The 14827-nt window shown below is 41.2% G+C and carries 16 protein-coding genes; 6 read left to right on the top strand and 10 right to left on the bottom strand.

Annotated features, from left to right (window positions below):
* Nucleotides 1-135 precede the first annotated feature (135 nt).
* The 4 genes from hrcA to IJS99_03295 all read left to right on the top strand — a co-directional run bounded on the left by hrcA (nt 136) and on the right by IJS99_03295 (nt 4918).
* Nucleotides 136-1146, top strand: coding sequence for a heat-inducible transcription repressor HrcA (gene hrcA, locus IJS99_03280; GenBank protein MBQ7560847.1), 1011 nt, complete (start codon nt 136-138; stop codon nt 1144-1146).
* 9 nt (nt 1147-1155) lie between these two features.
* Nucleotides 1156-1677, top strand: coding sequence for a nucleotide exchange factor GrpE (locus IJS99_03285; GenBank protein ID MBQ7560848.1), 522 nt, complete (start codon nt 1156-1158; stop codon nt 1675-1677).
* 50 nt (nt 1678-1727) lie between these two features.
* Complete coding sequence (dnaK, locus tag IJS99_03290) at nt 1728-3566, top strand: molecular chaperone DnaK (GenBank protein ID MBQ7560849.1); 1839 nt, start codon at nt 1728-1730, stop codon at nt 3564-3566.
* A gap of 179 nt (nt 3567-3745) precedes the next feature.
* Nucleotides 3746-4918, top strand: coding sequence for a M20 family metallo-hydrolase (locus tag IJS99_03295; GenBank protein MBQ7560850.1), 1173 nt, complete (start codon nt 3746-3748; stop codon nt 4916-4918).
* Nucleotides 4919-4974: 56 nt separating this feature from the next.
* Here the strand turns inward: IJS99_03295 and IJS99_03300 are convergent, their stop codons facing one another.
* The 10 genes from IJS99_03300 to fapR all read right to left on the bottom strand — a co-directional run bounded on the left by IJS99_03300 (nt 4975) and on the right by fapR (nt 13536).
* The gene (locus IJS99_03300) at nt 4975-6006 is read right to left on the bottom strand and encodes a glycosyltransferase family 4 protein (GenBank protein MBQ7560851.1); all 1032 of its coding nucleotides are present in this window, start codon (nt 6004-6006) and stop codon (nt 4975-4977) included.
* Nucleotides 6007-6048: 42 nt separating this feature from the next.
* Entirely contained in the window at nt 6049-6876 is an 828-nt protein-coding gene (locus tag IJS99_03305) for a hypothetical protein (protein MBQ7560852.1), read from the bottom strand.
* The gene (gene rnc / locus IJS99_03310; GenBank protein ID MBQ7560853.1) at nt 6866-7591 is read right to left on the bottom strand and encodes a ribonuclease III; all 726 of its coding nucleotides are present in this window, start codon (nt 7589-7591) and stop codon (nt 6866-6868) included. The genes IJS99_03305 and rnc overlap by 11 nt, the downstream gene beginning before the upstream one ends.
* The gene (gene fabF / locus IJS99_03315; GenBank protein MBQ7560854.1) at nt 7591-8835 is read right to left on the bottom strand and encodes a beta-ketoacyl-ACP synthase II; all 1245 of its coding nucleotides are present in this window, start codon (nt 8833-8835) and stop codon (nt 7591-7593) included. The genes rnc and fabF overlap by 1 nt, the downstream gene beginning before the upstream one ends.
* An 83-nt stretch (nt 8836-8918) precedes the next feature.
* Entirely contained in the window at nt 8919-9170 is a 252-nt protein-coding gene (acpP, locus tag IJS99_03320; GenBank protein ID MBQ7560855.1) for an acyl carrier protein, read from the bottom strand.
* A 45-nt stretch (nt 9171-9215) separates the two neighbouring features.
* On the bottom strand, nt 9216-9950 hold the full coding sequence (gene fabG / locus IJS99_03325; protein ID MBQ7560856.1) for a 3-oxoacyl-[acyl-carrier-protein] reductase: 735 nt from the start codon (nt 9948-9950) through the stop codon (nt 9216-9218).
* A gap of 103 nt (nt 9951-10053) precedes the next feature.
* Nucleotides 10054-10992, bottom strand: a complete 939-nt coding sequence (gene fabD / locus IJS99_03330; protein ID MBQ7560857.1) for an ACP S-malonyltransferase — start codon at nt 10990-10992, stop codon at nt 10054-10056.
* Nucleotides 10989-11948 carry a nitronate monooxygenase gene (locus IJS99_03335; GenBank protein ID MBQ7560858.1) on the bottom strand — a complete coding sequence of 320 codons (960 nt, stop codon included), beginning with the start codon at nt 11946-11948 and terminating at the stop codon, nt 10989-10991. The genes fabD and IJS99_03335 overlap by 4 nt, the downstream gene beginning before the upstream one ends.
* A 21-nt stretch (nt 11949-11969) precedes the next feature.
* On the bottom strand, nt 11970-12944 hold the full coding sequence (plsX, locus tag IJS99_03340) for a phosphate acyltransferase PlsX (protein MBQ7560859.1): 975 nt from the start codon (nt 12942-12944) through the stop codon (nt 11970-11972).
* Nucleotides 12945-12972: 28 nt separating this feature from the next.
* Nucleotides 12973-13536 (bottom strand): transcription factor FapR, encoded by a 564-nt coding sequence (gene fapR, locus IJS99_03345; GenBank protein MBQ7560860.1) that lies wholly within the window; start codon nt 13534-13536, stop codon nt 12973-12975.
* A gap of 198 nt (nt 13537-13734) precedes the next feature.
* On the opposite strand from fapR, the gene IJS99_03350 reads away from it, so the two are divergent.
* Together IJS99_03350 and IJS99_03355 are read left to right on the top strand one after the other, a co-directional pair.
* Nucleotides 13735-14376 carry a M15 family metallopeptidase gene (locus IJS99_03350; protein MBQ7560861.1) on the top strand — a complete coding sequence of 214 codons (642 nt, stop codon included), beginning with the start codon at nt 13735-13737 and terminating at the stop codon, nt 14374-14376.
* Between the two features lie 20 nt (nt 14377-14396).
* Entirely contained in the window at nt 14397-14810 is a 414-nt protein-coding gene (locus IJS99_03355) for an ester cyclase (protein MBQ7560862.1), read from the top strand.
* Nucleotides 14811-14827 lie beyond the last annotated feature (17 nt).

Genomic DNA, 14827 nt, shown 5'->3' on the forward strand with positions numbered 1-14827 from the left:
ACTATTCAAGAAAAATTTATAACTTGTTGACAAATTTATATCTCTCTGCTAATCTTATCACCGTTTTAAAAACGTTGGCACTCATTAATAACGACTGCTAAGACAAAAAATTTTTTAGGAGGTGAGTAATTAACAATGACAGAGAGACAATTAAGCATAATTTTAGCCGTTGTCTATGAATATATCATGACAGGAGAACCTGCGGGATCTCGTACTATCACAAAAAAATATATTCGCGGCTTGAGTCCTGCAACTATTCGCAACGAAATGGCCGATCTTGAAGAGATGGGATATTTTTATCAGCCTCATACATCTTCAGGAAGACTCCCGACTGCGAGGGCTTATAGAGTTTACGTTGACTCAGTTACAGCAAGAGCAAGACATCACACACACGAGGCCGATATAAGACGTGAGATTTTAGGCAGTAAAAGCGGCATTGAAGATCTGTTAAACCACGTTACCCACCTTATGGCAAGATTGACAAATTGTGTCGCAGTCGCAGCAGTTCCCAGTCTTGACGGAGCAGAAATTCAGCACATTGATTTAATGCTGATGGGCGGGAATAATGTTCTAGCTTTGATAGTTCTTAAGGGCGGGCTCGTACATCATTCACAATTTAATTTGCCCTATGAAGTATCGCAGGGAGTCCTTGAAGATTTGACTCGTAAAATTAACACAGTTGCATGCGGTCATTCTTGGAACGAGGTAAGAGGGACTCTTTATCACTATGTTCAAAACGAACTTGAAGAGGCCGAACTGTCATGCAAGGGAGCTATTAAGGCACTTGATAAATTTTTGACTGATCAGAATTATAAATTTTATTCGAGTGCAGCGAGTCAGATTCTTGATTTGCCGCATTTTCAGACTTTATCAAGATTGCAGGCAGTATTAAATTTGCTGGAACAGGAAAAGCCCTTAGCTCACATGATCGACAAGTGCAGGGAGTCAAAAGAGTTAAATATTTCTCTAGGTGAAGAGAATGAGGACGAAAGAATGTCAGATAATGCTATGATTTTGATTCCAGCTCGGCCAAGGCAGCAAAAAGCAGTACTGGGACTAATAGGGCCGCTAAGAATGGATTACGAGAAATCTATCAGCGTGCTTGAGAGTGTCGCGGAAATCTTAGACGAGGATGCGGAGGAATGATTTAATCTCATGGCAGAATTTGAACAGGAACAAGAAAATTTAACGCCTGAGTCAGAATCAATACAAGAACAGAAACAGGAAAATTTAACGCCTGATTTAGACGCTAAAATCAAGGAACTTGAACACGAACTCGCAGTATCACGAGCAGATTTCTATAATTACAGGCAGCGCACAATAAAGGAAAAATCCCAGACAAGACAGCGGGCACAGGAAGATGTAATAATTGAAATTTTGCCGGTGCTTGATAATCTTGACAGGGCATTAGAGTCAGCAAAAAACGGGGGGGATATTCTTTCAGGCGTTGAAATGGTACAAAGGCAATTTATTAATGTGCTTGAGAATTTAGGCGTTACTGCAATTAAATCAACTGGTGAAAATTTTAATCCGGCTTTACACGACGCTTCAGGCACTGAATTAACAGATAATCCCGAACTTGACGGCAAAATCATAAGCGAAATATTACGGGGTTATCGCACTAAAGAAAGAATTTTGCGGCCTTCACAGGTTACAGTTGGAAAAATGGCAAATTAGCAGATTAGCAAGTTATATAAATATATTATAAAAATGGAGGAAAAATTATCATGTCAAAGGTTGTAGGAATAGATTTAGGAACGACAAATAGCTGCATAGCAGTGCAGGAGGGCGATCAGACTACTATTATTCCAAATAATGAGGGTGCACGGACGACTCCTTCAGTTGTTGCATTCACAAAAGAAGGTGAAAGACTCGTAGGGCAGCTCGCAAAACGTCAGGCAATAGTAAACGCTGACAGAACTATAATGTCAATTAAGCGCGAAATGGGCACGGACTACAGAGTTACTATAGACGGCAAAAAATATACACCTCAAGAAATAAGCGCGATGATTTTGCAGAAATTAAAACGTGACGCAGAGGATTATTTAGGCGAACCTGTTACACAAGCAGTTATCACAGTGCCGGCATATTTCACTGATGCACAGAGACAGGCGACAAAGGACGCGGGGGCAATTGCTGGACTCGAAGTCTTGAGAATCATTAACGAACCTACTGCGGCATGTCTTGCTTATGGTGAAAATAAGAAAGATGAGCATAAAATTTTAGTGTTCGATTTAGGCGGCGGCACGTTTGATGTTTCTATTCTTGATGTCGGAGAAGGAGTCTTTGAAGTCCTTGCTACGGCGGGAGATAACAGACTCGGCGGCGATGACTGGGACAATAGAATCGTTGAATATATTGCTGAAAATTTCAAGAAGTCAGAAGGCATTGACTTACATAATGACAATATGGCCATGCAGAGATTACGCGAGGCAGCAGAGAAGGCAAAAATTGAGCTTTCAAACATGACCGAGACGACAATATCACTGCCATTTATCACGGCAAATCAGACCGGCCCGAAACACTTAGAGATGAAGTTAACTCGCGCTAAGTTCGAGGAAATGACGGTAGATTTACTTGACAGGACAATTAAGCCCACGCAGCGAGCATTAGAAGATTCGGGACTCAGAGCAAGCGAAATCGATAAAATTTTGTTAGTCGGCGGCTCGACTCGTATGCCCATGGTACAGAAAAAAATCGTTGATTTACTCGGCAAGGAACCCACTAAGGGCATTAATCCCGATGAGTGTGTTGCAGCAGGTGCGGCGATTCAGGGCGCAATTCTCAAGGGAGATCATAAAGATATAGTGCTTGTTGACGTAACGCCTTTAACACTTGGAATTGAGACTCTTGGCGGAGTAATGACAAAGATGATCGAGCGTAATACGGCAATCCCCGCGCAGCAGACTCAAGTTTTCACGACAGCAGCAGATAATCAGCCTCAAGTTGAGATCGCAGTCTTTCAGGGTGAACGTCCTATGGCGCAGGATAATGTCAAGCTCGGACAATTTACACTCGACGGAATAGCTCCGGCACCCCGCGGAATTCCTCAGATTGAGGTTACATTTAATATTGACACAAACGGGATTCTTAACGTTTCAGCTAAGGACAAAGGCACCGGCAAGGAACAAAAAATTACGATTCAATCTTCTAACTTGTCAAAAGAGGACATTGAGAGAATGAAACGCGACGCAGAAGCCCACGCCGATGAAGACGAGAAAAAACGCAGTTCCGCAGAAGCACGCAACGAGGCCGACGCAGCAGTTTTCGGGGCTGAAAAATTAATGAACGATCTAGGCGATAAGATGACTCCTGAGGAGAAGGGCAGAGTCAACACGAAAATTGACGCTCTCAAGAAAGCAATCGAGTCAGGCAATGAAGCTAATATGAAGAGTGCTAAATCAGAACTTGAGAAAACTATGCAAGAATTCGGCGCGAGATTATATCAACAAAACGCAGGAGCAGGAAACCCCGGCGCAAATTTCACGGGCGGCAACCCCGGCGCAAATAACTCAAGCAATAACGATAATGATACAGTTGACGCTGAATTTAGCGATAAGAATTAATAATTTAGCGTAAAAATTTATTCTCCCCTCTGGTAAATCAAGCCGGAGGGAATTTTTTTGCGTTTATGCTGTAAAATAATATAAAATTTTCAAGACTTTATTTATTATTATTATTTAAGAAGGGAATTATTTAATTGCACGATAAAATTTTACTTGAATCAGAAAAATTACGGGACTCAATGGTCGAGGCTCTTACGCGTTTATGCAGGATTCCGGCTGTATCACCTCAAAACGGCGGCACGGGCGAGTCAGCAAAAATTAACGAGCTTAGACTAATTATAGATTCGCTTGGACTCGATAAAGCATCGCTAAAACTTGAATTTGTAGAAGATCCTACCAGCGTTAGACCTTCTTTATTTCTTGAATACCCCGGCAGAAAATCACAGCGTATTTGCATTTTGACTCATGTCGATATAGTACCTGAAGGCGATCGAGCTTTATGGACCGTCGACCCGTTTAACCCGGTTATTAAAGGCTCAAGACTCTACGGGCGGGGAGTCAGCGATAACGGGAATGCTTTAATTGCGTCATTATTTGCCCTGAAAGCGTTAATTAATTCAGGCGTTGAACCCGAATATACTATTTTGCTTGCTTTCGTTGCTGATGAAGAAATGGGAAGTCATTACGGACTAGAGAAATTATTAGAACGCGAAATATTTAAACCTGATGATTTAATTATAGTTCCTGATTCAGGAAATGACGCGGGCGATTTCATAGAGACAGCGGAGAAGGCAAGACTCGCGCTTTCTTTCACAGTAATTGGCAAACAAGTACACGCCTCAATGCCTAATATGGGACTCAATGCCTGCAGAGTTGCAAATATGCTCGCTTATGAAGTAGACGAGGCACTGAATAAAACTTTTACGGAAAATGACAATAATTTTGATGTTCCCTATTCAACTTTTGAGCCGACAAGAAGACTCGCTAATGTCCCGAATACAAATACAGTGCCGGGGCGTGAAAGATTTGATTTTGACTGTAGAATTTTGCCGAGCGTTAATCTTGATGAAGTTATAGCACTCGTTAAAAAAATTTGCGATAAAGTATCACAAGAGACAGGAGCAGCTATAAATCTTGAAATCTCACGTGAAGACTCAGCGACTCCGACAAGTTCAGACTCTGAAGTCGTAAAATTATTAAGCAAATCTATTCGTGAAGTCCTAAAAATTGAGCCTAAAACAGGAGGAATCGGCGGAGGAACTTTCGCGGCACTGTTCAGACGTAAAAATATTCCCGCTGCTGTATGGTCTCAAGAATGCGACGGAGTTGCACACATGCCCGACGAATACACAGAAATAAATTATCTTGTGAATAATGCGAAAGTTTTCGCGCTTATGATGGCCGGGGCTTAGAGAAAAAAATTTTTGAGGAGCAATATTTATTAACGCACCCTCGATGACATAAAAATTTATAACTTGCGCAATAAATCATATAACATAGCGGCTGATTTTTCCCAGCTATATTTTTTCAGTACGAGATCGGCCGCTGTTGTTTGTACCGGGTCAGGTAAAATCGGCTCATAGGGATTAATATATTCCACGCTGTCTCCGTAAACCTCGTGCATTATTTCAGTATCAGAAACAAGGACTCTTTTAGCTCCTGCGCTCAATGCCTCAAGCGGAGGGATTCCGAAACCTTCATAAAATGTCGGGAAAATAAAGCCCTTACACTCACGCATTAAAGTTTTTGCCTCACTATCTGAGACATAACCGATTAATTTCATATTATTGGGATATTCAAAATTTAATCCATTGCCATAGACATTTTTATTTATTCCGCCTGCTACTGCGAAAATCTCATCAGGATATTTTTTTGCGGCTTGTGCCAGCCAGTTTAAATTTTTATTTGGCTCGATACTGCTAATTGAGAAGAAAAATTTTCCGGATTCAAGATTATATTTGCTTAATGCGTCATCACTATAGGGAATTCTTAAATAGTGCTGCCAAGCGTTAGGAATAACTGTAATTCTCTCTGGGGGGGGGGCAATATGATAATACTTCATTATTTCACGCTTTGAGAATTCAGAGACGGTAATAATTGCCCTTGCACGTTTCATTTCATTGGCAAATAAAAGCCTATACCAGAGCAGAAATTTTTTTGTAAGATCATGAGGGCGAGCCTTTATTCTCATGTCATGAATAACAACTATACCGGGTGAAATTAATGGAGCTGTATTGCATAAATTAAGAGAAATTGCGCCCTTTTTCTTCACATATATAGGGAATGAAATATGCTCCCATGCTCGATTATGCAATTTTCCTACACTTGTAACTTTGATATTCTTATAGTCAGGAACATTGACAGTTTCCGGAGGTATTGCGATCTCAAATTCATCAGGACTTGAGATATTATCGAGACCCATTACAAGCTCCCTAGAGTAACGCTGTGATCCTGTTAACCTAGCAGCAAGAAATCGTCCGTTAATTATTATTTTCTGCATATTTATATAAACCTCGCATATTTATAATTATTGATGATTATACTATTTTTTGCGCTTTGATGTTATTTTCTGCCAAAGTGATATATACTGCTCATGCAAAAATGACGGGTAATCAACATTTAAAGGCGGTCTCTCCCATTTATAAATATCGTGTTTATTTGTTAAATAACGCTTAAAATTTGCCGGTGTATCATCGTCGATTAATATAGCTTTATTAGATTCTCGCTGTGAGTCAAGAAATTCTCTAAATCCGTCTAAATTGCCGCTCTGCCAAACGTCAAAAGATTCGGGGCGTTCAACTTTTGCACCTGCTGCCATGAGTAAATAACCGCTTGAGCCTGATAAATCGCAAAATGTAATATCCTTCAAGACTTGGCCGACTAAAATCGAACTTGATAATCTTGCTTGAAACTCGGCGAGCCTTCTTTGATAATGCGGGTAATTCTGAACGTCCCATTCTGACAAGGCCGTCAAAATTCTTTGTGCTACAAATGGAATAACAGAAGGATCTGACAACGAATTTAATTTTACAGGGAAGGGCGAATATAAGCAGCGAATCACAAAATTTTTATTATTATTCTCGTCAATGCCGGCCGCTTTCAAATCACTTGAGTCAATCGCTATAATTCTTGAATCCTTCTCAAGTTCACGCAAAATCTTCCCTTTTTCAGATAATACTAACTCGCCGCTTGAATTCCAGACTCTTAACGGTATAACTTCAACTTCAGGGCCGCCTATAAAATTAGCCAGCAAAGCCAGCCACGGATGAGTTACTGCAATACGCAATTTTCCATTTTCACCCTCACCCGAATAGCTGACTCCGCCGGCAAATAATAAAATCATAAATATAATTGCAACTTTACGCGCCAAATCTGCCCCTCAAATCTTTAAGAATCAAATCCGCGACTTTTGCCTCTGCCCCTTTTCGAGTCCTGTCTGACTCAATGTGTTCAAATCCGTACATTCTGAGTCTTACTTCAAAAGTTGGAGCATGTGAAGGCCCCTTTGTCGAGATTAATTCATATTTAGGGAGCGGCATTCCGCGGGCTTGCAGCCACATTTGAAGATTTAATTTAGGATCAGGCCCCGCGCCCTGTTCTTCTGAGTCGCTCAAGAATAATTTTTTTATGACCCTTTCAGCTGAACCGACTCCGCCGTCAAGACACACCGCACCGAGTAAAGCCTCTAAAGCATTCCCGCAAATTGATTTAGGTAATTCGCCCGTCTTCATTGCGTGGCCGTGTAATAATAAATATGGGACTCTCAATGCCTCAGCCCTGCGATAAAGTGAGTCGCTCTTCACGAGTTCCGCGCGCATCCGTGTTAATTCGCCCTCGTTAGCATCAGGGTACATCCTGAATAACGACCTAGCAATTATAAAGCTCAACACAGAGTCGCCCATAAATTCGAGCCTCTCATTGTTATATGGCAGCCCGTACTCATGAGCAAATGAAGAATGACATAATGCCTCCTCTAACAACATTTTATCGTCAAAAGTATAGCCGAGCCCGTCTTCTAAAAAATTTATCTCGTGTTCGTCGAGTCTCTGTTTCTTTCTTAGTGCTTCTAAATCAAATTCATTCATTAAAGGCCGTATCTCCCAAAAGCTAAGACTCCATTATGACCGCCGAAGCCGAAACTATTTACAAGCAATCTATCAACCTTGCGATTTACCCCTGAACCGGTCGCAATATTTATATCGCATTCAGGATCCGGAGTCTCATAATTCAAAGTCGGATGTATAAATCCTTCTTCTATTGCCTGAAGAGACGCGATTACTTCAAGACCTCCCGCAGCTCCTAGACAATGGCCGATCATTGATTTAGTTGATGTTACAGTTATATTTTTTGCGTTCTCACCGAAAACTTTATTAATCATTCCGGCCTCCATTTTGTCATTTAAGCCCGTTGAAGTCCCATGAGCGTTAATATAATCGACTTGATTTAATTCCCAGCCTGACATTTTTAGAGCCTTATTAGTTGCATAGGCTGCTCCTTTTGCTTCAGGATCGGGGGCTGTAATATGTCCTGCGTCGCATGAAGTCCCGTAGCCCGTGAACTCTGCGTAAATATGCGCTCCCCTTGCAAGTGCGTGCTCTAACTCTTCAAGAACTACAACGCCCGCGCCTTCTCCCATTACGAATCCATCGCGATTTTTGTCAAACGGCCTGCTTGCGTGTTCGGGGTCGTCATTCTTAGTAGATAGTGCCTTCATTGATGCAAAACCTGCTATGCTAATAGCCCGTAATGCTGCCTCAGTGCCTCCTGAAATAATTACGTCCGCATCGTCGCGAATAATTGCGTGATATGCCTCACCCATTGAGTGCAAAGAAGTAGCGCACGCTGTAACAACGCACAAATTCGGCCCCTTAGCTCCTAAGACAATAGCAACATATGCCGTTGACATGTTACTAATCATCATGGGAATAAAATAGGGACTCACACGCCGCGAACCTTTTTCAAGCATGACTCTGAAATTATTAAATGATGTCTCGATTCCGCCCTGACCTGTTCCGATATAAACGCCGAGTCTATATGGATCTATACTTGTTAAATCAAGTCCGGAGTCTTCAACTGCGAGTTTTGCGGCTGCTACTGCAAATTGTATAGCTCTGTCTGATCTCTTTGCTTCTTTACCGGGCATGTATAAAGACGGGTCAAAATTTTTTATTTCAGCTCCGAACGTAATCGGACAGTCGCCTAATTCAAAAGTTGTTATCGGGCCGATTCCGTTTTTGCCTTCTCTGAGTGCCTGCCAGTAATCTTTTTTTCCAATCGCAATGGGACTAACTGGGCCTAAACCTGTAACAACTACTCTGCGTCTGCTCAAATAAAATCACTCTCCTAATAAATATATAATAAAACGGGGCAGGAAATAAGAATCCTCACCCCGCAGTAAACAGCATAAATTAATTAGTCTTCTACACCGATTTTCTCAAGTGTGTAGTTCATTGCCTCACCTACTGAAGTAAGTTTTTCGGCATCCTCGTCGGGGATCTCAATATCAAATTCTTCTTCGATTCCCATTATAAGCTCAACTATATCAAGCGAGTCAGCTCCGAGATCTTCTACAAATGTTTTTTCAGGAGTTACCTGATCTGCTTCAACGTCAAGACGGTCAGAAACTATTGCGACCAATTTTGCGAGTACTTCGTCTTTCTTCATAGCTATTAAATTCACCTCCTTAATATAATTCACCGTATATATACATTAAATCATTGTCATTCCCCCGTCAACTGCGAGGACTTGACCTGTTATATATGAGCTGCTTTCACCTGCAAAGAAAATCACGGCTTTTGCTACTTCTTCCGGACTTCCCATTCTTCCCGCCGGTATAGATTTGAGTATATCAGCTTTTATCTCAGGTTTCAAAATTTCCGTCATAGAAGTCTCAATAAATCCCGGTGCGATTGCATTTGCCGTGATACCTCGTGAGGCATATTCGCGGGCTGTTGATTTAGTAAAGCCTATTATACCCGCCTTTGACGCTGAATAATTTGCCTGCCCTGCGTTACCAGTTAAGCCGACAACTGACGAAATATTTATGATCCGGCCGAATTTATTTTTTGCCATGTCTCTAATAGCTGATTTCGTGCAGTTAAATACAGAATTTAAATTTGCGCTTATTACTTGCTGCCACTCTTCGGGCTTCATTCGCATTAAAAGATTGTCGCGGGTTATTCCGGCATTGTTTACAAGTATGCTCACTGACTCATTAAAGAATGATTTTATAGCCTTAAACATTTCTTCAGTCTGAATATAATCGCTTACATCAGCCTGAAAAATTTCGCATTTACGGCCAAGATTAATTATTTCGTCTTTAACGTTTTGAGCCGAGTCAATACTCTTACTGCAATTTATAGCCACGTCAAAATTATTTTTCGCGAGTTCGATTGCTATGGCCCTTCCGATTCCTCTTGATGCTCCTGTTACTAACGCCAGCAAATTATTTCACCTCCATATTAAATAATAATCACAAAATTTTTTACTCACTATGAATGCGAGACAAACCCCTAAACCCGTTTTTTTGCTCACAATAACGTAATTGCTATAATGATTCCCGAATCTTCTCTAACTTTTCAGGAGTCCCGCCTGATAAAACATTTGCGCCCTTCTTGCATTTCTTGATTAGTCCTGAAATTACTTCACCTGCGCCGAGTTCGATAAATAATTCAATTCCTAAATTATCAGACATATATAAAACGCTATCTTCCCATAAGACCGGGCTAAAAGTCTGCTTATATAAAAGCTCTCTGATTATATCAGGATTCTTGACTGGCTGCGCGTTGAAATTCGCAATAATATCAAATTTTGACTCGTTCCATGAAATTTTTTCAAATTCGAGTCTCAATTTTTCCGCCGCTGACTTCATATATTTGCTATGAAATGGAGCACTGACACTCAATTTTACAGCACGTTTTGCACCGAAATTTTTTGCCTGCCCGATTGCTTTATCAATATATTCACTCAATCCGGAAATTACTATTTGACCGGGTGAATTAAAATTTGCCGGGCTTATTTCTCCGTCGGGTGCTATGCTTTCACACAATTTTTTGACATCTTCAGACTTTGCACCGAGTAATGCAGCCATTGAGCCGACTCCTTCAGGTACTGCCTCCTGCATAAACGCGCCTCGATCACGCACGAGTCTTACTGAATCAGAAAATTTTAACACTCCTGACGCTGTCAACGCCGTATATTCGCCTAAACTATGTCCGGCAGCACAAACGGGATTTATATTTGCGCCTAACTCATGATTTAACGCACTCAAAGCAGCAAGACTCACGGTCATAATTGCGGGCTGGGCATTGCGGGTCAAAGTTAATTCATTTTCCGGCCCTTCAAAGATTAAGCGAGTCAAGTGAAAAGATAATGAGTCATCGGCTTCTGAAAAAATTTCACGAGCTGATTTAAACGAGTCATATAATTCGCGGCCCATTCCTACAACTTGCGAGCCCTGACCCGGAAAGCATAAAGAGTACTTCATTTCTTCACGTCTCCTAAATTCTGCAAAATTTTTTCCGCCTCAGTGAACATATTTTCTATAATAGTTTTTGCGGGCAATATGTCATTTACCATCGCGGCACTTTGTCCGGACATTAACGATCCCCATTCTGTGTCGCCGTCAACAACTGCAGCGCGTAATTTACCCGTTCCGAGTGCTTCAATTTCTGACGCGGGGGCATGTTCGGATTCTAGTCTCTCAAATTCTGCCGTTAATTTATTGCGTAGACATCTTACAGGGTGGCCGAGACTCTGACCTGTTATAGCTGTACTTCTGTCGCGAGCGTCAATTACTGCCTGTTTATAATTCGCGTGGACTGTGCACTCATCGCAGCAAATAAAACGAGTTCCGACCTGCACACCCTCAGCACCTAAGGCAAAAGCAGCAACTACCCCGCGCCCGTCAACGACTCCGCCCGCACAAATAACGGGAATCTTCACAGCCTGCGAAATTTGAGGAGTCAATACCATTGAAGTTAATTCGCCGATATGTCCGCCCGCTTCCATTCCTTCAGCAACAACAGCGTCCGCGCCTTGACGTTCGACTCTTTTTGCTTGAGCCACTGACGCTATAACAGGAATTACAACCGTTCCAAGAGGCTTTAAACGCTCTAAAACTTTTCCGGGACTCCCTGCTCCTGTAGTAACAACCGGGACTCTTTGTTTAGCAGCAACTTCTAAAGCGTCATTTGCAGTCGGGGACATCAACATAATATTTAGACCGAACGGCTTATTATCATGAATTAAACTTTTTGCTCTGATAACTTCTTTCTCTAGTATATCAGGCGGTGTATTAGCTGCGGCAATGATTCCGAGTCCTCCTCCGTTGCTGACTGCTGCGGCGAGATCTGCATTTGCTACCCATGCCATTCCGCCCTGTATAATTGGATATTTCGTGCCTAAAATTTTGCAGACACGATTATTTTCTCTCAGTAGCATTATTTCACCTCCGAATAAAATTTATATTTCATTGCTGATTAACTCTGCGGCGTTCTCGTTTATAAAATTTCTTGCTGCTGATATTGCGCTTAACACAGCGGGAGATTTTGAACGTCCATGAGCTTTTATTACTGCACCCTTCACGCCTAAAAGCGGCGAGCCGCCGTATTTCTCGTAATTAAATCTTGCCCATAATCTTTTAACAACGGGAGCTAATAATAACATGCCTGATTTTGCGATTAGAGATTTATTCACTTCATCAACTAACAAATCTTTTAGAGCCTTCATTATTCCTTCTCCGAGTTTGAGCGCGATATTTCCTGTGAATCCGTCGCAAACAATAACGTCCGCGCTGCCTCTGACAATATCATTGCCTTCAATATAGCCCTGAAAGTTTAAATTTTCTTTCTGAGTGATTAACTCTCTCGCGCCTAAAACTGTATCATCGCCCTTGATTTCTTCAGTACCATTTGAAAGCAGTCTTATATCAGGATTTGTCACGCCTAAAATTTTATGTGAATAAATATTGCCCATTAATGCGAATTGCAATAAATTTTCAGGTTTACATCTGACAGTCGCTCCCACGTCAAGCATGAAAGAAATTTTTTCGACTGAAGGAATCGGCACTCCTAAAGCAGGCCTGTCAATTCCGGGTAAACGTCCGACAACTAAGACTCCGCCGGAAACAATTGCGCCTGTACTTCCTGCACTGACACATCCCTGAGCATCGCCGCTTTTTACCATTTCCATAGCGACTCTCATGCTTGAGTCTTTCTTTTTCCTGATAGCATTTGCCGGGTGTTCGTCGGGGTCAATAATTTCGCTGGCCTGTTGAATATGAATTCTTGAATGAGGCTCAAGACAGGATTTAATTTTTTCAGTGTCGCCCGTTAAAATTATCTCGATGTCTTGAAATTCTTGACAGGCTTTGACTGCTCCGGCGCAAATTTCTGCGGGTGCGTTGTCTCCTCCCATTGCGTCAACTGCGATTGTAATATTACTCAATTTTTCACCTTCTTTGCGTTTATGATTCGGGAATTTCTACGATAAATCGGCCTACAAAGATTTCTTTATCGCCGACTTTAGTTCTTACACTGACAATTTTTTTGCCTTCGTGATTGACTCCGACTTTTGCACGAGCTACGAGAATATCACCGACTTTAGCATGTCCCTTGTATTCGCCCCGCATTGAGTCAATTATTACTCCTGCAGCCTGAATAACTTCAAGAGCTATAGAACTTGCCTGCGAGTAAATATAATTGTCGCTGATAATATCCGTGAATTTTACGGCCATTTCTCGTGCGGTCTTGAGAACAGATAAAGCCCACTTGTTAGGTTCGAGTTCTAAGAGTTCGCCTATTACTTCGCCGGGATTTAATGACTGCAATTTATTTATAGCGGACTCGGCCATTGTCTTGATTCGCTCACGAAGTTCAGGCACTCCCATTAATGCACGGTCAAGACGGACAGTACTTACACTGACATTTAGATTTGAAGCTAGTTCGCTGTCTGTAATCATGGGATTAGATTTGATTAACTCCGCGAGTTTCTCCTGCCTTGCTTGGCGGTCGTGTTTATAATTTAGCACCTGATAATAATACCTCGTTATAAAATAAATTTTGCAAAGTATATTTGCTGTGTGTTAATTAGTCAAGTTATAATATCCCGCGAAAATTTTTTTATTCATGCAAGCCCGTTTACTTTATTGAGTATTCGCTGCGTTTATTTCTGTCAGTTATTGCTATAATATTTCACGGAAAATTTTTTATTTTATGGAGGTCTATTCATGTATAAATTTTTTGCTGCTATCATGGCAATATTAATAATTTCGTCGTGTTCATTTGCTGATGATAATAAAGACTTTTACGCAAAAGAGATTGACGACGTAATTTTTTCGCGAATCAAGGGCAAATCCTATAAAGATAACTGCACAGTGCCGCTAAGTGAATTAAGATATTTGCATGTTTTACACGTGGGCTTTGACGGAGAGACTCACGAGGGCGAAATAATTTGTAATGTCTCAATAGCTGAAGATTTGCTTGATATTTTCAAGAATTTATATGACGCTGAATATCAAATCGAGAAAATTAGACTCGTTGACGAGTATAACGCCGATGATGAGTCTTCAATGAGAGATAATAACTCGTCATGCTTTAATTTCAGGTTCATATCTCACACAACAAGAGTGTCAAAACATGGCCGCGGCATGGCAATAGATATTAACACTCTCTACAATCCCTGCGTCAAAGTAGTAGACGGGAAGTATTTTATTGAGCCAGCAACTGCCGGAGATTATATTGACAGGACGAAAAATTTTGCTCACAAGATAGACGAGAATGATTTATGCGATAAACTTTTCACCGAACACGGATTTGAATGGGGCGGCCACTGGAAGAGCTTGAAAGATTATCAACATTTCGAGAAATAATTTTATTGAGGGCTGTATTAATGAGCTGTAAACACGAAAATATAATCAAAAAATTTCAGTTGATGATTAATACAAATGATTATTCACTTGCTGAAGAATTAATTTCAAGCGATGCTGTTTTCCAGAGTTTGACATCTCCCGAACTTCTTCATGGCGGAAGGGGTTATCTTTCTGTTGTGGAATTTATGCGGAAAAGTTTTCCTGATGTTCACTGGGAAGTAGAAGACATTGCAGCAGAAAATAAAAAAATTGCTGTGAGCTGGATTTGTTCAGGAACACATGAGGGTGTTTTTATGGGAATCCCTCCGACTGGGAGAAAATTTTCATTCAGGTGTATGAACTTTTACTATTTGAATGACGATGACAAGATAATAAAGGATATAGCAGCGCAGGGAATAGCCGGACTGTTTGAGTCGCTCGGTATAAAGAATTAAATCCGCCGCCGACGGGG

The sequence above is a fragment of the Synergistaceae bacterium genome (assembly GCA_017444345.1).
Classification (GTDB): domain Bacteria; phylum Synergistota; class Synergistia; order Synergistales; family Aminobacteriaceae; genus JAFUXM01.

Coding starts and splice junctions, on each gene's coding strand:
- hrcA (MBQ7560847.1), top strand. CDS start 136: ATGACAGAGAGACAATTAAGCATAATTTTAGCCGTTGTCTATGAATAT.
- IJS99_03285 (MBQ7560848.1), top strand. CDS start 1,156: ATGGCAGAATTTGAACAGGAACAAGAAAATTTAACGCCTGAGTCAGAA.
- dnaK (MBQ7560849.1), top strand. CDS start 1,728: ATGTCAAAGGTTGTAGGAATAGATTTAGGAACGACAAATAGCTGCATA.
- IJS99_03295 (MBQ7560850.1), top strand. CDS start 3,746: ATGGTCGAGGCTCTTACGCGTTTATGCAGGATTCCGGCTGTATCACCT.
- IJS99_03300 (MBQ7560851.1), bottom strand. CDS start 6,006: ATGCAGAAAATAATAATTAACGGACGATTTCTTGCTGCTAGGTTAACA.
- rnc (MBQ7560853.1), bottom strand. CDS start 7,591: ATGAATGAATTTGATTTAGAAGCACTAAGAAAGAAACAGAGACTCGAC.
- acpP (MBQ7560855.1), bottom strand. CDS start 9,170: ATGAAGAAAGACGAAGTACTCGCAAAATTGGTCGCAATAGTTTCTGAC.
- fabD (MBQ7560857.1), bottom strand. CDS start 10,992: ATGAAGTACTCTTTATGCTTTCCGGGTCAGGGCTCGCAAGTTGTAGGA.
- IJS99_03335 (MBQ7560858.1), bottom strand. CDS start 11,948: ATGCTACTGAGAGAAAATAATCGTGTCTGCAAAATTTTAGGCACGAAA.
- IJS99_03350 (MBQ7560861.1), top strand. CDS start 13,735: ATGTATAAATTTTTTGCTGCTATCATGGCAATATTAATAATTTCGTCG.
- IJS99_03355 (MBQ7560862.1), top strand. CDS start 14,397: ATGAGCTGTAAACACGAAAATATAATCAAAAAATTTCAGTTGATGATT.